Origin of the sequence: Nocardia sp. BMG51109 (assembly GCF_000526215.1) — a bacterium.
In the GTDB taxonomy this organism is placed as follows: domain Bacteria; phylum Actinomycetota; class Actinomycetes; order Mycobacteriales; family Mycobacteriaceae; genus Nocardia.
The window spans coordinates 4,517,029-4,535,391 of the sequence record NZ_JAFQ01000004.1; the positions used below are offsets into that span (position 1 = coordinate 4,517,029).

The following is an 18,363-nucleotide window of genomic DNA, read 5'->3' on the forward strand; positions in this document are numbered from 1 at the left end:
GGGATCCGGCCCCAATCGGCGGTAGTCTGATTGTCGTGGGCGGGGTTTTCGGTGTCCCTCATCCGCCGAAAACCCCGCCCTCTGTTCACCCGTTCCGAGTAGCGGCGCACCGAGGTTGTCCCTGGTCATGCGGGATTTCCCTGCGTTGTCGCCCGCAACCAACGCCCCGTCGCCGGTGCCGCACCCCCCAATCCTTAGAATCGCACGGTGACCAGCGCAGCCTCTGAGAACTCCCGCAATCGTGCCGACGCCCTCCCCAAGAGCTGGAATCCGGGTGAGGTAGAGGGCGAGCTGTACGAGCGCTGGGTAGCCGCTGGTTACTTCACCGCCGATCCGGCAAGTGCCGGCGAGCCCTACTCGATCGTGCTGCCCCCGCCGAACGTCACCGGCAATCTGCACATGGGCCACGCGTTCGACCACACGCTGATGGACCTGCTCACCCGCCGCAAGCGCATGCAGGGCTACGAGGTGCTGTGGCTGCCCGGCATGGACCACGCCGGCATCGCCACCCAGAACATCGTCGAGAAGCAGCTGGCCGTCGACGGCAAGACCAAGGAGGACTTCGGCCGCGAACTGTTCATCGACAAGGTCTGGGACTGGAAGCGCGAGTCCGGCGGCAGCATCCAGGGCCAGATGCGCCGCCTCGGCGACGGTGTCGACTGGGGTCGCGACCGCTTCACCATGGACGACGGCCTCTCGCGCGCCGTGCAGACCATCTTCAAGCGGCTGTTCGACGCCGGATTGATCTATCGCGCCGAACGACTGGTGAACTGGTCGCCCGGGCTGCGCACCGCCATCTCCGATATCGAGGTCAAGTACGAGGACGTCGAGGGCGAGCTGGTGTCGCTGCGCTACGGCTCGCTGAACGACGACGAGCCGCACGTGATCGTGGCCACCACCCGAGTGGAGACGATGCTCGGCGACACCGCCGTGGCCGTGCACCCCGACGACGAGCGGTACCGGTCGCTGCTCGGCGGCACGCTGTACCACCCGATCACCGGCAGGCAGATCCCGGTCGTCGCCGACGACTACGTCGACCCGGAGTTCGGTTCCGGCGCGGTCAAGATCACCCCGGCGCACGACCCGAACGACTTCGAGATCGGCCTGCGCCACGACCTGCCGATGCCGACGATCATGGACGAGACCGGCCGGATCACGGGCACCGGAACCGAATTCGACGGCATGGACCGGTTCGAGGCGCGCGTCATGGTGCGCGAGCGGCTGGCCCGCGAGGGCCGCGTCGTCGCCGAGAAGCGGCCCTACGTGCACAGCGTCGGCCACTCCGAGCGCAGCGGCGAGCCGATCGAGCCGCGGCTGTCGATGCAGTGGTGGGTGAAGGTGGAATCGCTGGCGAAGGCGGCCGGCGACGCGGTCCGCAACGGCGACACCGTCATTCATCCGGCCAGTCAGGAGCCGCGCTGGTTCGCCTGGGTCGACGACATGCACGACTGGTGCATCTCGCGCCAGTTGTGGTGGGGCCACCGGATCCCGATCTGGTACGGGCCGGAGGGCGAGGTCGTCTGTGTCGGGCCGGATGAACAGGCGCCCGAGGGGTACGTGCAGGACCCGGACGTGCTGGACACCTGGTTCTCCTCGGGCCTGTGGCCGTTCTCCACCATGGGCTGGCCCGACGCGACCCCCGAACTGGCCAAGTTCTATCCGACCAGCGTGCTCGTCACCGGCTACGACATCCTGTTCTTCTGGGTGGCCCGGATGATGATGTTCGGCATGTTCGTCTCCGGCGATCCGGCCATCGCCGCCGGGAAGCAGCCGGGTTCGGTGCAGGTCCCGTTCCGGGATGTGTTCCTGCACGGCCTGATTCGCGACGAGTTCGGCCGCAAGTACTCGAAGTCGAAGGGTATCGGCATCGATCCGCTGACCTGGATCGACGAGTTCGGCGCCGACGCCACCCGATTCACGCTCGCGCGCGGCGCGCAGCCCGGCAGCGATCTGTCGGTGGGCCCGCCGCACGTGCAGGCCTCCCGCAACTTCGTCACCAAGCTGTTCAACGCGACGAAGTTCGCGCTGATGAACGGCGCCGCACCCGGGGAGATCCCGGTCCGCGACGCCCTCACCGATGCCGATCGCTGGATCCTGGATCGACTGGAAACCGTTCGGGCCGAGGTGGATTCGGCGTTCGACCGGTACGAGTTCGGCAAGGGCTGCGAGGCGCTGTACCACTTCGCCTGGGACGAGCTGTGCGACTGGTACCTGGAGCTGGCCAAGGTGCAGTTCGCCGGGGCCGACGGGAGCACCGCGGAATCGGACGAGCGCGCGGCGCACACCCGGGTGGTGCTGGGCAGCGTGCTGGATGCCCTGCTGCGCATGCTGCATCCGGTGATGCCGTTCGTCACCGAGACGTTGTGGCGGGCCGTCACCGGCGGCGAGTCGGTCGTGATCGCGCAGTGGCCGCAGGCCACCGGCATCGCCACCGATGCGGCCGCCGCCCGGCGCATCGACGACGCCCAGAAGCTGATCACCGAGATCCGGCGCTTCCGCAGCGACCAGGGACTGACCGACAAGCAGAAGGTCGCGGCGAGACTGGTCGGCATCGAGACCGCCGACCTCACCGGGCTGCGGGCCGAGATCGCCGCGCTGGCCCGCCTCACCGAGCCGTCGGGTGGCTCCGGCGATTTCTCGGCCACCGCCGCGGTGGAAGTGCGCCTGTCCGCGACGACCGTCACGGTGGAACTCGACACCTCGGGCGCGGTCGATCTGGTCGCCGAGCGCCGCCGCCTGGAGAAGGATCTTGCCGCCGCGCGCAAGGAACTGGACAGTACGACTGCCAAACTGGGTAACGAGGCGTTCCTGGCCAAGGCGCCCGACGAGGTGGTCGCCAAGATTCGTACCCGCAGGGAGGTCGCCGAATCGGAGGTGGCGCGGATCGGCGCACGCCTCGAGGAGATCGATAAGTCGGCAGCCAAGTGATCATGGCGGCCGAGTGATCATCGCAGCCGAGTGACTATGGAGGGAGCGGTGTGAACGACGAACCGGAGCGGCAGCGCGGCGGGGCCGAGCGTCTGCACTCGGGCCCGTCCCCGGTCGATCTGGCCGAAATGGCGCTCGTCGAGGCCGAACTCGACCAGCGCTGGGGCGAGACCAAGATCGAGCCGACGCTGGCCCGCATCGCCGCGCTGATGGATCTGCTGGGGTCACCGCAGCGCGGCTACCCGGCCATCCACGTCGCCGGAACCAACGGCAAGACGTCGGTGACCCGCATGATCGACGCGCTGCTGACCGCCCTGCACCGGCGCACCGGCCGCTTCACCAGCCCGCATCTGCAGCTGGCCACCGAGCGCATCGCCATCGACAACGAGCCCGTCGGCCCGGCCCACTACGTCGAGATCTACCGCGAACTCCAGCCTTACGTCGAGATGATCGATCGGCAGTCGCAGGCCGCCGGGGGCCCGCGCATGAGCAAGTTCGAGGTACTCGTCGCGATGGCCTACGCGGCCTTCGCCGAGGCTCCCGTGGACGTCGCGGTGGTGGAGACCGGCATGGGCGGCACCTGGGACGCCACCAACGTCGTGGACGGCCAGGTCGCGGTGATCACCCCGATCGGGCTGGACCACACGGACTACCTGGGCTCCGACCTCACCTCGATCGCGGGGGAGAAGGCCGGGATCATCAAGAAGGCCGCCGAGGATCCGCTGGTGCCGCGCGAGACCGTCGCCATCATCGCCGAGCAGGATCCGGAGGCGATGGATGTGCTGCTGCGGCGCACGGTCGAGGCCGACGCCGCGGTCGCCCGCGCGGGCGCGGAGTTCCAACTGCTGTCGCGGCGGGTCGCCGTCGGCGGGCAGGTGCTGGAGATCCAGGGCCTGGGCGGGGTGTACGACGAGATCTTCCTGCCGCTGCACGGCGAGCACCAGGCCCGCAATGCGGTGCTGGCGCTGGCCGCCGTCGAGGCGTTCTTCGGCGCGGGCGCGCAGCACCAGCTCGACATCGAGGCGATCCGCGCCGGATTCGCCGCCGCGGTCAGCCCCGGCCGGATGGAGCGGATGCGCAGCGCGCCGACCATCTTCATCGATGCCGCCCACAATCCGGCGGGCGCGCGGGCGCTGGCGGCCACGCTCACCGGCGAGTTCGACTTCCGCAAGCTGGTCGGCGTGGTGTCGGTGCTGTCCGACAAGGACGCCGCGGGGATCCTGCGGGAGCTGGAGCCGGTGCTCGACGAGATCGTGGTGACCAGCAACGGCTCGCCCCGCGCCCTGGCGGCCGACGATCTGGCCGACCTGGCGGTGCAGCGTTTCGGCGACGAACGTGTCGTCACCGCTGCTCCGCTCGCCGACGCCGTCGAAACCGCGATCGCCCTCGCCGAGGAGGGCGGGGAGTCCGGCGAACCGGTCTCCGGCGCCGGCATCGTGATCACCGGTTCGGTCGTCACCGCAGGCGCGGCCCGCTCCCTGTTCGGAAAGGACCCGGCATGAGCGGTCAGGCCCGGAGACGGCAGCGGAGCGTGACCACGGAGGGTCCCGTTCGTGCCGGAGTGCGACGCAGTATGAGCGGTCGAGCCCGGTGGCGGCGGAGCGTCACTGCGGAGGGTCCCGGTCGTGCCGCAGTGCGACGCAGTGTGAGCGGTCGGGTCCGGAGGCGGCAGGGGCGTGCCCGTGCCGGAGAGGTAGCAGCATGAGCGACAGTGCTTCCGTGGGAGGCGAGCCGGCGGTGCCGGCTCCGGCTACCGATCCGTGGAAGGGGCTGCGCGGGGTGATGGCCGGTGCGCTCGTGCTGGAGGCCATCACCGTGTTGCTGGCGTTGCCGGTGATCGGGGTTGTCGGAAGCGGGCTGAGCTGGTGGTCGGTCGGTTGTGTGGTCGGGCTGGCGGTGGTGATGTTCGCCGGGGCGGGGCTGCAGCGGCGGCCGTGGGCGCTGCCGTTCAATCTGGCCCTGCAGGTCCTGCTCCTGCTCGGCGGCTTCATCCACGTGTCGATCTTCGTCATCGGGGTGATCTTCGCCGCAGTCTGGGCGTTCATCCTGGTGCTCCGGTCGGATGTGCGGCGCCGGATGGACAAGGGGCTGCTGCCCAGCCAGCGCTCGTAGCGTCGGCGCAGGCGGTAGTGAACTCGACACGGTTCTGAATCCGGCGCGTGCGCCGGTTACAGTGTCGCCGTGACTGAGCAGACGTTGGTACTCATCAAGCCCGACGGCGTGGCCCGGGGGCTGATCGGTGAGGTCATCACCCGCATCGAGCGCAAGGGGCTGAAGATCGCGGCACTGGAGCTGAAGCAGGTTTCCCAGGAGGTCGCCGCGGCCCACTACGCCGAGCACGCCGAGAAGCCGTTCTACGGCTCGCTGATCGAGTTCATCACCTCCGGCCCGGTCGTGGCTGCGGTCCTCGAGGGGCCGCGCGCCATCACCGCGTTCCGTCAGGTCGCCGGCGGCACCGACCCGGTCGAGAAGGCCGTGCCGGGCAGCATCCGCGGTGATTTCGCTCTCGAGACCCAGTACAACCTCGTCCACGGTTCCGACTCGCCCGAATCCGCCAAGCGCGAGATCGCGCTCTGGTTCCCCGAACTCACCCAGTAGGTCCGCCCGCCCACCCTGCCCGAATCGGCCGCGTCGGCGGAGTTCGCCGAGGTTGTCCGGGGTCCGCGCGGGCTCGCGCCCGCGGCCGGGCCACCGGCGCGGTGTGACGTGCGCGCGGCCGTGCCGGGCGCCGGTAAGGACGTCCATGGCGAGTGTCCGGCACACGGTGTGGGATACTGGCAACGGATGTGATCGCCGTCGGCCGTCTGCGGCAGGGGGCGAAAATATCCGATGGCACCGCGATGCGACGTCGATCATCGCTGCCGCCGGACGGTTACCAAGACTCGGCTGTCCGGGCGGCCCGCTGGATGAGCGCTCGAATCCGGTGTTGAAGCCAACAGCCAGGCGCCGCGTGACCAGTTAGCCCGCCGATGAACGACAAGGTGATAACGGGGCACGCGGGGCGAGACCATAGGACCTCGCGCCCCCGCGGTGTGAGGCGAACGGACAGCGCCCCCGCGTCGGCCGCGTCACTTCCGGTTCGGGAGGACGCGCCCGGGGGCCCGAGGAGATTTCGTGGCCGATCAAGAGCCGCAGGATACGTCGCAAAGTAATGGTGAACCCGCCTCCAGCGAGGCGGCCGGGGCAGGGGAGGCGGCGCAGTTGCCCGAACGAATCCGGGTCCATGCGCTGGCGAAACTGCTGGGAACCACCAGCAAACGCATTCTGGCCCACCTGACCGAACTGGGCGCCGAGGCGCGCAGCCCGCAGTCGAACCTGGACCGCACGGTCGCGGAGTCGGTGCGGGAGGCGCTCGTCCCGCCCGAGGGTGCCGACTCGTCCGATGCGGCTGAGTCGTCCGGTACGGCTGAGTCGTCCGGTACGGCTGAGTCGTCCGGTACGGCCGAGTCGTCCGGTACGGCCGAGACGACCGGAGTGACCGGACCGTCCGGAAAGACGGTCGTGACCGAGACGGCCGAGGCGGTGGTGCGGCCGGCCGCGTCCGCCGAGCCGGTGGAGTCGGTCGAGGTCCGGGTCACCACCGAGGTGACCGAGTCCGCCGGATCCGATAGCGAGTCGTCCGAACACCACCCGGCCGCGCAGGTGCCGGCGATGGCGGCCTCCGGGCCGTCCGGCGTCGCGCCCCCGCCGGAACCGCAGCGGCAGTCGCTGTTCACCAGCCCGTTCCATCCGCCGGAACCGCCGGCCCCCGAGCCGGTGGTGTTCGAATCCGCGTCCGTGGTGGCCGCGCCGCTGTTCCTGCCGCCCGACGCCACCGCCGCCGAGGAGATGCGCCGCAAGCGGCGTGCGGAGCGGCAGTCCGAGCCCGCCGGGGACAAGGGCGACAAGGCGGGCGAGGCCCCGGAGGACACCGGCAAGTCCGATCAGACCGGACGGTCTGCCCGGGGCAAGGACGACTCCGCCCGGAGCAAGGACGACTCTTCTCAGGCCAAGTCTTCTCAGGTCACGTCTCCTCAGGGCAAGGACGACCCTGCTCAGGTCGAGGACGACTCTTCTCAGGGCAAGGACGGCAGGGACAAGCCGGCCGCTCACCAGGCCGACACCACCGACGAGTCCGACGGCGACTCCGACACCTGGGACGACGATCAATCCCGCGACGACGGCGAGGACGGCGGCCGGTCGCGCCGCCGTCGCCGCGGCCGTCGCGGCCGCGGACGGGGTCGCGGCGAGCAGCAGGCCGACCAGGACTCCGAGGGCGAGTCGGACGATGCGGATGCGGCCCAGGACTCCGACGGAACCGCCGAATCGGATTCCGGCGACACCGAATCCGCCGGCGACAGCACGGACGACGACGCCGTCCCGGAGGGCTCCAGCCGCCGTCGCCGCCGTCGCCGTCGCCGCAAGTCCGGCGACGATGGCGCCGAGGGCGATTCGAACGACGACGATCCGCCGAATACGGTCGTGCACGAGCGCGAGCCGCGCAACAAGCGCCGCAACGGCGACGAGGTGCAGGGCATCAGCGGCTCCACCCGGCTGGAGGCCAAGCGGCAGCGCCGGCGTGACGGGCGCGAGGCGGGCCGCCGCCGGCCGCCGATCCTGACCGAGTCGGAGTTCCTGGCCCGCCGCGAATCGGTGGACCGGGTCATGGTGGTCCGCGAGAAGACCTTCCCCGAACATCCGGCGGCCACCGTGCAGGTGGCGGTGCTCGAGGACAACATCCTGGTCGAGCACTTCGTGACCAGCAGCGGCCAGGCGTCCATGGTCGGCAACGTCTACCTGGGCAAGGTGCAGAACGTGCTGCCCAGCATGGAGGCGGCGTTCGTCGACATCGGCCGCGGCCGCAACGGTGTGCTGTACGCCGGCGAGGTGAACTGGGAGGCCGCCGGGCTCGGCGGCAAGGAGCGCAAGATCGAACAGGCGCTCAGGCCCGGCGACACGGTGCTGGTGCAGGTGTCGAAGGATCCCGTCGGCCACAAGGGCGCCCGGCTGACCACCCAGATCTCGCTGGCGGGCCGCTTCCTGGTGTATGTGCCGGGCGGCAGCTCCACCGGCATCAGCCGCAAGCTGCCCGATACCGAGCGCAAGCGCCTCAAGGAGATCCTGCGCGATATCGTGCCGCAGGACGCCGGGGTCATCATCCGCACCGCGTCCGAGGGCGTCAGCGAGACCGAGCTGGCCCGCGACGTGGAGCGCTTGCAGGCCACCTGGAAGACCATCCAGGATCAGTCCGCGAACGGCTCGGGTGCGCCGAAGACCCTCTACGAGGAACCCGACCTGCTGGTCAAGGTGATCCGCGACCTGTTCAACGAGGACTTCTCCAAGCTGGTCATCGAGGGTGACCGCTCCTGGACGACGGTCGAGAACTACATCCGCACGGTGGCGCCGGACCTGCTGGTCCGCGTCGAGCGGCACGGCAACGGTTCCGGTTCCTCCGGCGTGGATGTATTCGGTGCCTACCGCATCGACGAGCAGCTGGCCAAGGCCCTCGATCGCAAGGTGTGGCTGCCCTCGGGCGGCACGCTGGTCATCGACCGCACCGAGGCGATGACCGTGATCGACGTCAATACCGGCAAGTTCACCGGCGCCGGCGGCGGCAACCTGGAAGAGACGGTCACCCGCAACAACCTGGAGGCGGCCGAGGAGATCGTGCGCCAGATGCGGCTGCGCGACATCGGCGGCATGATCGTCGTCGACTTCATCGACATGGTCCTCGAATCCAACCGGGATCTGGTGCTGCGCAGGCTGACCGAGGCGCTGGGGCGCGATCGCACCCGGCACCAGGTGTCGGAGGTGACGTCGCTGGGCCTGGTCCAGATGACCCGCAAGAAGCTCGGCACCGGCCTGGTGGAGGCGTTCTCCACCACCTGCGAGCACTGCCACGGCCGGGGCATCCTCGTGCACAGCTACCCCGTCGAAACGCCGGCCGTCGAGGAGAGCACGGGCCGGCGCGAGGGTCGTCGTCGGCGCAAGGACAAGGACAAGTCGTCCGGATCCGCTGCGGCACCCGCCACGAACGGCACGGTGCAGGCGGAGGCCCCGTCCGAGGAGGACGCGGCCGCCAAGCGGGCGCATCCGGTGGCGTTGGCGATGGCGGCGCATCAGGCCGAGGAGACCGTGTCGGTGGAGCCCGTCGAGGCCGAGGCCGCGGCGGCTTCCGGCGACGTCGATGTGTCGCCGGACCAGGCGTCTTCGGGCCGCCCGGCACCTCGTCGGCGCCGCAGGGCGCGGCGCGGCGGCGACACCGCGGCGGGTAGGTCCGCCGCCGGCGATGCGGCCGAGACCGTCGCCGCCGGCGATGCGGCCGAGACGGTCGGCGCACAGCCGGAGGCCGGGGAGCCCACGGCGGCGGAGCGAAACGCTGCCGAGGCGCAGCCGGTGGGAGAGGCCCCGGCGGTGGGCTCGCCCGAGGAAATCTCGGCGATCGCCGCGCCTGCCGCTACCGGCGCACCTGATGACTCTGCCGACACTGCCGCATCTGCCGACACTGCCGCATCTGCCGACACTGCCGCATCTGCCGACACTGCCGCATCTGCCGACACTGCCGCATCTGCCGACACTGCCGCATCTGCCGACACTGCCGCATCTGCCGACACTGCCGCATCTGCCGACACTGCCGCATCTGCCGACACTGCCGCATCTGCCGACACTGCCGCATCTGCCGACACTGCCGCATCTGCCGACACTGCCGCATCTGCCGACACTGCCGCATCTGCCGACACTGCCGCATCTGCCGACACTGCCACATCTGCCGACACTGTCGTACCTGCCGACACTGCCGCGGACAACGGCGATGTGTCGACGACCGGCACGGTCGCGGGAACCGACGCCGCTGTGGACACGTCCGCGGAGACCGCGGCGGAGACCGGCGTTCCTGCACGGGCCGACGTTCCTGTGGGGACCGGCGTTTCCGCGGGGAGCGGCGTTTCCGCGGGGAGCGGCGTTTCCGCGGGGACCGGCGTTTCCGCGGGGACCGACGTTCCTGCGGGGACCGGCGTTTCCGCGGGGACCGACGTTCCTGCGGGGACCGGCGTTTCCACAGGGGCTGGCGTTTCCACGGGGACCGACGTTGCTACGGGGACCGACGCTGCCGCGAGGACCGACGTCGAGGGAACCGGGGCCGTTGCGGCGAGCGAGACCGTTGCGGGGAGCGAGACCGCTGCGGGGCCCGGCGTTGCGCCGGATACCGAGCCTCCCGCGGGGAGTGCGACCGTAGCGAGCGGGGCTGCTGCGGGGACCGGCACTCGGGCGAGTACGGATGCTGCCGCGGGGAGTGCGGCCGTGGAGAGCGGGACCGCTGTCGCTGACAGCACCCGTACGGCCGAGGCGATCGGGACCGCAGGGTCCGGCACTGCGGCGGGCACCGATGCCACGGAGAGCGGTAGCGCGGAGTTCGGCACTACCGAGAGCGGTACCGCGGAGTTCGGCGCTACGGAGAGCGGAACTGCTTCGAGTGTGGAGACCCCGGCGGGAGCCGATGCCGCGGCGGAGGCCCCGGACGAGGCGACTGCCGCCTCGGCGGACCAGCCCGCCACGGCCCGTCGTGGTCGCCGTCGGGTGGCACGCACCGCCACCGCGCCCAGCAGCGGCAACGAGAGCGCGGTGTTCGTGCTGTCCAGCACCGAGCAGGAGGCCCCGGCCGCCGACTTCGCCGAAGCTCCTCCGGCTCCCGTGGCGCCGCGCAGTCGCCCACGCCGTCGCTCGGCGGGCCGGGCCGCGGGCGCCCCGGAGCAGTAGGGCCGAGCTAGTTCGTCGTCGCTAGTTCGTCGTCGCTAGTTCGTCGTCGCTAGTTCGTCGTCGCTAGTTCGTCGTCGCTAGTTCGTCGTCGCTAGTTCGTCGTCGCTAGTTCGTCGTCGCTAGTTCGTCGTCGAGGCCCGCACCCGGATCCGGGTGCGGGCCTCGACGCGTTCTGGGCCTCGACGCGTTCTGGGCCTCGACGCGTTCTGGGCCTCGACGCGTTCTGGGCCTCGACGCGTTCTGGGCCTCGACGCGTTCTGGGCCTCGACGCGTTCTGGGCCTCGACGCGTTCTGGGCCTCGACGCGTTCTGGGCCTCGACGCGTTCTGGGCCTCGACGCGTTCTGGGCCTCGACGCGTTCTGGGCCTCGACGCGTTCTGGGCCTCGACGCGTTCTGGGCCTCGACGCGTTCCGGGGCAACGCGGCGGCGGTCGGGCCCACTCCGGTCGGATCCTTCGTCGAACGGAGGGCGCTCTATGGGCTCGCCCGCCTCGCGCGTCGGCTCCGTCTCGCCGGGTGCGGATCCGGGCCGCATACCCGGGGTGTACCGGCGCGGTCAGCGGTACTTGACCGGCGGTGCGGCCGTATCGGGCGAACGAGGTTCCCCGGGCCGACGCCGGCCGCCCGGCACCGGCCGCCGCCTGCCGGGTGACGGTGCGGGCCGGGCGTGACCCCCGGTTTGGCCGGGAGGACCGACGTCCTGTAATCTTGGCCAGTCGCTGCCCGGTGACAGCCTTTGCGCTGTGCCACTCGACTGCCGGTGTACTTCCGAAGTACAGGGCACTCCGAAGGGCGGGGCCGGGCTCGGTTCGATACGAGAGTGTGCGGTATTCGATACCAGAGCCCGCCAGGCACCGAGGCGGCGTGATTACCAGACCAGATGTGCGGCGGTTTCCGGCGTAGGCCGGGCGATCCGGCCGCACGAGTACAGTGCCGAGCACTAGTAGAGGAAGAGGGTAGCCGACCGATGGCAACGTACGCGATCGTCAAGACCGGCGGAAAGCAGTACAAGGTCGCGGTCGGTGACCTGGTGAAGGTCGAGAAGATCGAGGGCGAGCCGGGCACCGCGGTGTCGCTGCCGCCGGTGCTGGTCGTCGACGGTGCCGAGCTGACCACCGACAAGGACAAGCTGGCCGAGGTGTCGGTGTCCGCCGAGGTGGTCGAGCAGACCAAGGGCCCGAAGATCCGCATCCACAAGTTCAAGAACAAGACCGGCTACCACAAGCGTCAGGGCCACCGTCAGAAGCTGACGGTCCTGAAGGTCACCGGCATCAAGTAAGAGCGGCTACGGGGTTCGACCCCCAGTACGAGGAGTTTCCACAGCAATGGCACATAAGAAGGGTGCGTCCAGCTCTCGTAACGGTCGCGACTCGAATGCCCAGCGGCTCGGCGTGAAGCGCTTCGGCGGCCAGGCCGTCAAGGCCGGCGAGATCCTGGTCCGGCAGCGCGGCACGCACTTCCACCCGGGCGCGAACGTCGGTCGCGGTGGCGACGACACGCTGTTCGCCCTGGAGGCGGGCGCGGTCCGGTTCGGCACCAAGCGCGGCCGCAAGACCGTCAACATCGTGGTTCCGGAGCCGGCGGAGGCCTGAGCCGCGCCACACACTGCGAAGCGGGTCAGGGTGCGACACCCTGACCCGTTTTCCTGTTTCGGCACCTGCCGACCGATCGATCGATAAGGAGGATGATCAGGGCATGTCCAGATTCATCGATCGCGTCGTGCTGCACGTGCGGGCCGGGAAGGGCGGCCACGGGTGTGCCTCGGTGCATCGGGAGAAGTTCAAGCCGCTGGGCGGGCCCGACGGCGGTAACGGCGGCAACGGCGGGGACGTGATCCTCGAGGTCGACCCCAACGTGCACACCCTGCTGGACTTCCACTTCCACCCGCACGCCCGGGCCGGCAACGGTAAGCCCGGCGAGGGTGGCAACCGGGACGGCAAGCAGGGCGGCGAACTGCTGCTGCGGGTGCCGGACGGGACCGTGGTGGTCGGCGCGAACGGCAGGCTGCTGGCCGATCTGGTCGGCGCGGGCACCCGGTTCGTGGCCGCGCGCGGCGGCCGCGGCGGGCTCGGGAATGCGGCGCTGGTGTCGCGGGCCCGCAAGGCGCCCGGTTTCGCGCTGCTCGGGGAGGACGGCGAGGAGCACGATCTCACCCTCGAGCTGAAATCGGTGGCCGACATCGGGCTGGTCGGCTACCCGTCGGCGGGGAAGTCGTCGCTGGTGTCGGTGCTGTCGGCCGCGAAGCCGAAGATCGCCGACTACCCGTTCACCACGCTGGTGCCCAATCTGGGCGTGGTGTCCAGCGGCGACACCTCCTTCACCGTCGCCGACGTGCCCGGCCTGATTCCCGGGGCGAGCGAGGGGCGCGGGCTCGGGCTGGACTTCCTGCGCCACCTCGAGCGCTGCGCGGTGCTGGCGCACGTAGTGGATTGCGCGACACTGGAATCCGGCCGCGATCCGGTGTCGGACGTGGACGCGCTGGAGGCCGAGCTGGCCGCCTATCAGCCCGAGTTGCAGGCCGACTCCGGGCTCGGCGATCTGGCCGAGCGCCCGCGCGTGGTGATTCTCAACAAGACCGACGTCCCCGATGCCGACGAGCTCGCCGAGATGGTGACCCCCGACTTCGAGGCGCGCGGCTGGCCGGTGTTCAAGATCTCCGCGGTGAGCCGGGAGGGCTTGCGGCCGTTGACCTTCGCGCTCGCGACGCTGGTGCGCGAGTACCGCGAGGCGCATCCGAAGGCGCCGCCGCGGCGCCCGGTGATCCGGCCGGTGGTCCGGGGCGAGAGCGGCTTCAGCGTCGAGGCGGATCCGGAGGTGCCGGGCGGCTTCATCGTGCGTGGTGAACGTCCGGAGCGCTGGGTGCACCAGACGCAGTTCGACAACGACGAGGCCGTCGGCTACCTGGCCGACCGGCTGGCCCGCCTCGGCGTGGAGGAGGAGCTGGCGCGGCTGGGTGCCGAGCCGGGCGCCCCGGTGACCATCGGCGACATCAGCTTCGACTGGGAACCGCAGGTCTCCGCCGGTGTCGACGTGGTGATGTCGGGCCGGGGCACGGACCCGCGCCTCGATCAGTCCGACCGCGTCTCGGCGGCCGAACGCAAACACGCGTCCCGGGTGCGCCGCGGCCTGGTCTCGGAGGACGAGGACCAGCGGTGAACCGGCCGCCGCGCACCTCGCCGACGGTCGTGCGGCCCGTCCGTGCTGTCGCGGCGGATACGCGGACAGGCTTGTCCGGTCCGTCCGGTGCATCTCGCTCGGTGCTGCCGGGCTGCGGACCGTACTGCGGCGCATCGGCTCTCGCCGCACAGTGCGCGTGGTGCCGGGCGGTGCGCGAGGTTCGGACACAGGGCGTGGGCGCACCGGCGTTCGGTCTGTCCGGTGCCTCGTGTTCGGTGCTGCCGGGGCGCGGACCATGCTGTAGCGCATCGGTTTTCGTCGTGGAGTATGTGCACCCTCCTGGTTCGTGCCGGTGCCGGGTGCAGGGTGCGGGGGCGTCGATGTGTGGCAGTCGACGTGCCTGCGACCGGATGCCGTCGGATCGCGAATCGAGCCGTGGTGCATCGGCTCTCGTCGCCCGCGTCGGTACAGCCGGGAGGGCGGGTATCGGGATGTGCGATCCCCGTTCGCGGCTGGGTAGTTCGGTGTTGTGGGAGTGAGTTGCGGTATGGCACAGGTGGATTCGGAGCGGGAAACGAGTGCGGCGCGCACGGCGATCGCGACGGCGCGCAGTGTGGTCGTGAAGATCGGGTCGTCGGCGCTGACCAGCCTGGCGGGCGGTCTCGACACGGCGCGGCTGGACAAGCTGGCCGACGCGGTCGAGGCGCGGATGCGGGCCGGGTCCGATGTCGTCGTGGTGTCCTCGGGCGCCATCGGTGCGGGCATGGCGCCGCTCGAGCTGTCCACGCGGCCGCGGGATCTGGCGACCAAGCAGGCGGCGGCCAGCGTCGGTCAGCTGGCGCTGGCGCACGCCTGGGGCACCTCGTTCGCCCGGTACGGCCGCACCGTCGGCCAGGTGCTGCTGACCGCGGGCGACTTCTCCCGCCGCGAACATCATCGCAATGCGCAGCGGACCCTGGACCGGCTGCGGTCGCTGCACGCGATCGCGGTGGTCAACGAGAACGACACCATCGCCACCGAGGAGATCCGGTTCGGCGACAACGATCGGCTGGCGGCGCTGGTCGCCCATCTGGTCGGCGCCGACGCCCTGGTGCTGCTGTCGGATGTGGACGGACTCTACGACGGCGACCCCCGCAAGGGCGCCGCCACCTTCATTCCGGAGGTGCGCGGCAGCGCCGATCTGGACGGTGTGATCGCCGGTAGCGGCGGCGCGCTCGGCACGGGCGGCATGGCCTCGAAGCTGTCGGCGGCGCGGCTCGCCGCCGACGCCGGAGTGCCGGTGCTGCTGGCCGCCGCCGCCGAGGCCGCCGCCGCACTGAGCGGCGCCTCGGTCGGCACCGCCTTCGCCGCCCGCCCGGTGCGGTTGTCGGCCCGCAAGTTCTGGGTCCGGCACGCCGCCGACAGCCGCGGCGCGGTGCTGCTCGACGAGGGCGCGGTGCGGGCCGTATCCCGCTGCCGCCGCTCCCTGCTGGCCGCCGGCATCACCGGCGTCCGCGGCCGCTTCCACGGCGGCGACGTCATCGACCTGGTCGCCCCCGACGGCCGATTGGTCGCCCGCGGCGTAGTCGAATACGACAGCACCGAACTCCAATCCATGATGGGCCGCTCCACCACCGACCTTCCCGACGGCATGCAGCGCCCGGTCATCCACGCCGACGACCTGGTGAAGGTGTAAACCGTCGGGGCTTGCACAGCGAACCCGGTCGGGGATAACTGTGGCCACATTGTGTACACAAATTCCGGAGGTGCTGGACATGAAGAGCATCGGAGTGCGCGAGTTCCGGGATCATGCTGCCGCTTATCTATCCGGCTCCGACCCGATCGCTGTCCGTCAGCATGGCCGCATCATCGGGTTCTACCTACCGCTCGCTCCCGACGAGGACGAGGTGAACGAGTCCCTGGCCAAGCTGGGCGCGACGGTTGAACGCGTGTTGACCGAGTCCGGGATGTCGGAGGACGAACTCGCAGACCTGTTCGATCTGCGTAAGCAGGCCGAGTGATCATCGTTGCCGACGCCAGCGTCCTTGTTGCCGAATTGCTGCGCCGGTGAGGGCGCGAATTGCTGCAGCATCCTGCTCGGCAAGTAGTTGTCGCGGAAGCGCAGTGGAGCGAGACGCAGTACGAGTTGGAGCGCCGGATCGCTCTGATCGTCGAGCGCGGTCGGCTGTCGGCGGATCAAGCGCAGGCGCTGTGTGATGATGCGCGCGCAGTAGTGGCCGGGCGTCGGAAGTGGTGCCGCACTCCGTCTGTGCACACAGGGAAGCTGTTGCGCGCCGCAGGGTTCCGCGCGATCCTGCCGACCGGCCCGTCGTGGCTCTTTCGCTTGCCTTCGATGGCGGGATCCTTACCGGGGACAACGATTTTCTCGGCTGTGGTCGGCCGACGTGGACCGTCGAGACACTGCGTGCGGAGTGGGAAGGCAGCTGACGGTCGTCAGTTGACGCCGCGCTGGCCGGGGGCCGGGGTGGTGGTGTTGGGGATCGGGCCGGTGATGCCGGGCTGACCCTCCTGGTCGGGGAGGGGCGGGCCCGGTTCCGCCGGGGCGTGGGGCTGCGGAGCCGGCGAGGGTGTGCTGGTCGGAGGTGCGGGCGTGTGGTCGGGTGGCGGAGGTGCTGGGGGTGTGGACGGCTGTGGTGGAGGCGCGAGGGATTGCGGCGGAGGCGTGGGCTGGGTGGGTGATTCCGGCGGGGGTGTTCGGTTCGGGGCCGGGGGCGTGTGGTTCTGCTGCTGGTCGGGGGTGGTTCGGTGGGGTGGGGTCGATTGCGGGGCAGCGGGGTTCGGCGGTGGGGGAGTGGTGCCGGGGAGTGCCGGGGGATCGGGGACGGCCGGGATGCCGGAGCCCGCGGCCTGGTAGGCGGGCTTGTAGATCATGTTCATCGCCAGCAGGGCCTCCTGGTGCAGGGCCTCCTGCGCGATCCGGGCATCGATGACGTGCGCGCTCTCCAGCAGGCGGGCGATGTCGCCGATCGGGCCGGAGTTCCCGGGTGGGACGACGGCGAGCTTGACCGCCTCGGCCGCGGCGGCCAGCGCGCCCAGGCGGGCGCCCACCTCGCCCAGGACCGCGGCCAGTTCCTCGACGGATCGGGTGAGGCCACGGGCGCAGGCCTCGGCGGCCTCGGCGGCCGCGCCCTCCCAGTGGCCGTCGAACATGGCGTGATCCACCGAGCCGTGCGCCAGCGGCATCGTCGTGGCGAGCGCGGCGGCGGCCTCCAGCCACGCCGACGACGCCTGCAGGATCTCGCCGGCGTCGATCTGCTGGGTTCCGGCGTAGATCTGCTCGTGCGGCATCGACTCGAAATGTTCCATCGCGCTGATGTATTCCGGGTCGGTGGGGCGCGGCGGGGGTGGGCCGTAGCGGAATTCCGTGGTCATCGCGACTGCCTCGGCGCGATGGCCCGCAACGCGGCGGCGTGTGCGGCGTCGGCCTCGTCGTGCAGGCCGGCGCTGATCAGGAACCCCTCCTTCATCCGGTAGCAAGCGGCGATATACCGGTCCAGCAGCGCGGCCGTGTCGCGGGCCTTGCGGGAGAATCCGGCCTGCAGTTGCTGCGCCGAGAAGAAGCCACCGAAGCCGTGCAGGTCCGATACCGATTCCAGGCGCCGCTGCAGGTGCCGGAGCCGGTCGATCTGCTGGTCGTAGGACTCCGCGCAGCGGCGCGCCGCCGCCGGATCGAATCGGACGGTGCCGCCCTGCGCCGCCTGCAGAAATCTGCCGATGTCGGCCTGGCTCGCCTCGATCGTCATGCGCACCCCCTCCGGATCGGTCGGTCGTGCCCTGTGGCACAGCCTAATCGGTGTGCCCATTATCGGTCAGTCGGTACAGCCGGTCAGTCGGTACGGCCGGTCAGTGAGTACGGCCGGTCAGCCGTTACCGTCGCTCACTTCGGAATCCGCTTCTGGAGATGGGCGGCGAGTTGCTGTGTGGAGGCGGGTGCGACGTGCACCTCGTCGCCGGCGCGGATCAGGTAGCGGCCGTCGTCGGCCACGTCGATCCAGGTGTAGTAGACCGGTGTCGGGGGATTCTCCCGGTCCAGCCGGGCCTCGATGCGGATATGCCCCTCCGCGGTGTGCGGCCGGAGCAGCAGCCGCCGGATGCGCGGCGCCAGCGGCTGGGTGGCCACGACGGTTTCCTCGTCGCGGACCGCCGCGGTCGGCGCCGAGCGGGACGGTTCTCTTCCGGCCGGGGTGTCCGGGAGCAGTCCCGCGATGCGGGTGCCGAGTTTGGCGCTGTGGCCGATCGAGAGGTGTACCCGGCCGCCGAAGTCCGCGCAGCCGCCCGGGTCCTGCACGGCCAGCACGGCGTGGTCGTAGACCGCCGCCCCCAGCGCGCGGATCTCGGTGCCGGGCGCGTGCCGGCCGCCGATCGCGACCACCCGGGTGTGCGGCTCGGCGAGGATGCGCAGGCAGGCGGACAGATCGGGGTCGGCGTGCAGCGGCAGGCGGGACTCCAGGATCCGGCGCAGCGCCGTGGCCTCGTCCTCGGTCCGCGGCGTCTCCAGGATGCGGAGCGGGAACGGGTGGCGATCCAGGTCGGTCTCGCGCCAGATGTGGGCGAACTCGTCCGGAGTGAAAGACCAACTCACGCC

At 70.7% G+C, this 18,363-nt stretch carries 14 protein-coding genes; 11 read left to right on the plus strand and 3 right to left on the minus strand.

Annotated elements, in window-relative coordinates; translation table 11 throughout:
- The first annotated feature begins 207 nt into the window (after positions 1-207).
- From D892_RS0121685 to D892_RS49665, 11 genes are all read left to right on the plus strand, one after another.
- Positions 208-2,928: a valine--tRNA ligase gene (locus tag D892_RS0121685; RefSeq protein WP_024803254.1), complete on the plus strand. Its 2,721-nt coding sequence runs from the start codon at positions 208-210 to the stop codon at positions 2,926-2,928.
- A 128-nt stretch (positions 2,929-3,056) separates the two neighbouring features.
- Complete coding sequence (locus tag D892_RS0121690; RefSeq protein ID WP_051499834.1) at positions 3,057-4,430, plus strand: folylpolyglutamate synthase/dihydrofolate synthase family protein; 1,374 nt, start codon at positions 3,057-3,059, stop codon at positions 4,428-4,430.
- Positions 4,431-4,629: 199 nt separating this feature from the next.
- Positions 4,630-5,040 (plus strand): DUF4233 domain-containing protein, encoded by a 411-nt coding sequence (locus D892_RS0121695; protein WP_024803256.1) that lies wholly within the window; start codon positions 4,630-4,632, stop codon positions 5,038-5,040.
- Between the two features lie 69 nt (positions 5,041-5,109).
- Entirely contained in the window at positions 5,110-5,526 is a 417-nt protein-coding gene (gene ndk / locus D892_RS0121700; RefSeq protein ID WP_024803257.1) for a nucleoside-diphosphate kinase, read from the plus strand.
- 516 nt (positions 5,527-6,042) lie between these two features.
- Positions 6,043-10,662: a translation initiation factor IF-2 N-terminal domain-containing protein gene (locus tag D892_RS49660; RefSeq protein ID WP_024803258.1), complete on the plus strand. Its 4,620-nt coding sequence runs from the start codon at positions 6,043-6,045 to the stop codon at positions 10,660-10,662.
- Between the two features lie 966 nt (positions 10,663-11,628).
- Positions 11,629-11,940 (plus strand): 50S ribosomal protein L21, encoded by a 312-nt coding sequence (rplU, locus tag D892_RS0121715; RefSeq protein ID WP_024803260.1) that lies wholly within the window; start codon positions 11,629-11,631, stop codon positions 11,938-11,940.
- 46 nt (positions 11,941-11,986) lie between these two features.
- The gene (rpmA, locus tag D892_RS0121720; RefSeq protein ID WP_024803261.1) at positions 11,987-12,253 is read left to right on the plus strand and encodes a 50S ribosomal protein L27; all 267 of its coding nucleotides are present in this window, start codon (positions 11,987-11,989) and stop codon (positions 12,251-12,253) included.
- A 103-nt stretch (positions 12,254-12,356) separates the two neighbouring features.
- On the plus strand, positions 12,357-13,817 hold the full coding sequence (obgE, locus tag D892_RS0121725) for a GTPase ObgE (RefSeq protein WP_024803262.1): 1,461 nt from the start codon (positions 12,357-12,359) through the stop codon (positions 13,815-13,817).
- A 508-nt stretch (positions 13,818-14,325) separates the two neighbouring features.
- The gene (gene proB / locus D892_RS0121730; protein ID WP_024803263.1) at positions 14,326-15,453 is read left to right on the plus strand and encodes a glutamate 5-kinase; all 1,128 of its coding nucleotides are present in this window, start codon (positions 14,326-14,328) and stop codon (positions 15,451-15,453) included.
- Between the two features lie 70 nt (positions 15,454-15,523).
- Positions 15,524-15,778, plus strand: a complete 255-nt coding sequence (locus D892_RS0121735) for a hypothetical protein (protein WP_198036962.1) — start codon at positions 15,524-15,526, stop codon at positions 15,776-15,778.
- Between the two features lie 232 nt (positions 15,779-16,010).
- Positions 16,011-16,205 carry a PIN domain-containing protein gene (locus D892_RS49665; protein ID WP_198036963.1) on the plus strand — a complete coding sequence of 65 codons (195 nt, stop codon included), beginning with the start codon at positions 16,011-16,013 and terminating at the stop codon, positions 16,203-16,205.
- A gap of 6 nt (positions 16,206-16,211) precedes the next feature.
- Here the strand turns inward: D892_RS49665 and D892_RS0121740 are convergent, their stop codons facing one another.
- From D892_RS0121740 to D892_RS0121750, 3 genes are all read right to left on the minus strand, one after another.
- Complete coding sequence (locus D892_RS0121740; RefSeq protein WP_024803265.1) at positions 16,212-17,150, minus strand: hypothetical protein; 939 nt, start codon at positions 17,148-17,150, stop codon at positions 16,212-16,214.
- Positions 17,147-17,521 carry a hypothetical protein gene (locus tag D892_RS0121745; protein ID WP_024803266.1) on the minus strand — a complete coding sequence of 125 codons (375 nt, stop codon included), beginning with the start codon at positions 17,519-17,521 and terminating at the stop codon, positions 17,147-17,149. The genes D892_RS0121740 and D892_RS0121745 overlap by 4 nt, the downstream gene beginning before the upstream one ends.
- A gap of 134 nt (positions 17,522-17,655) precedes the next feature.
- Positions 17,656-18,360, minus strand: coding sequence for an ESX secretion-associated protein EspG (locus D892_RS0121750; RefSeq protein ID WP_024803267.1), 705 nt, complete (start codon positions 18,358-18,360; stop codon positions 17,656-17,658).
- Positions 18,361-18,363 lie beyond the last annotated feature (3 nt).

Bases quoted from the DNA above. Each gene is read 5' to 3' on its own strand.
- rplU (WP_024803260.1), top strand. From the start codon at position 11,629: ATGGCAACGTACGCGATCGTCAAGACCGGCGGAAAGCAGTACAAGGTC.
- D892_RS0121690 (WP_051499834.1), top strand. From the start codon at position 3,057: ATGGCGCTCGTCGAGGCCGAACTCGACCAGCGCTGGGGCGAGACCAAG.
- D892_RS0121740 (WP_024803265.1), bottom strand. From the start codon at position 17,150: ATGACCACGGAATTCCGCTACGGCCCACCCCCGCCGCGCCCCACCGAC.
- rpmA (WP_024803261.1), top strand. From the start codon at position 11,987: ATGGCACATAAGAAGGGTGCGTCCAGCTCTCGTAACGGTCGCGACTCG.
- obgE (WP_024803262.1), top strand. From the start codon at position 12,357: ATGTCCAGATTCATCGATCGCGTCGTGCTGCACGTGCGGGCCGGGAAG.
- proB (WP_024803263.1), top strand. From the start codon at position 14,326: ATGGCACAGGTGGATTCGGAGCGGGAAACGAGTGCGGCGCGCACGGCG.
- D892_RS0121745 (WP_024803266.1), bottom strand. From the start codon at position 17,521: ATGACGATCGAGGCGAGCCAGGCCGACATCGGCAGATTTCTGCAGGCG.
- D892_RS0121695 (WP_024803256.1), top strand. From the start codon at position 4,630: ATGAGCGACAGTGCTTCCGTGGGAGGCGAGCCGGCGGTGCCGGCTCCG.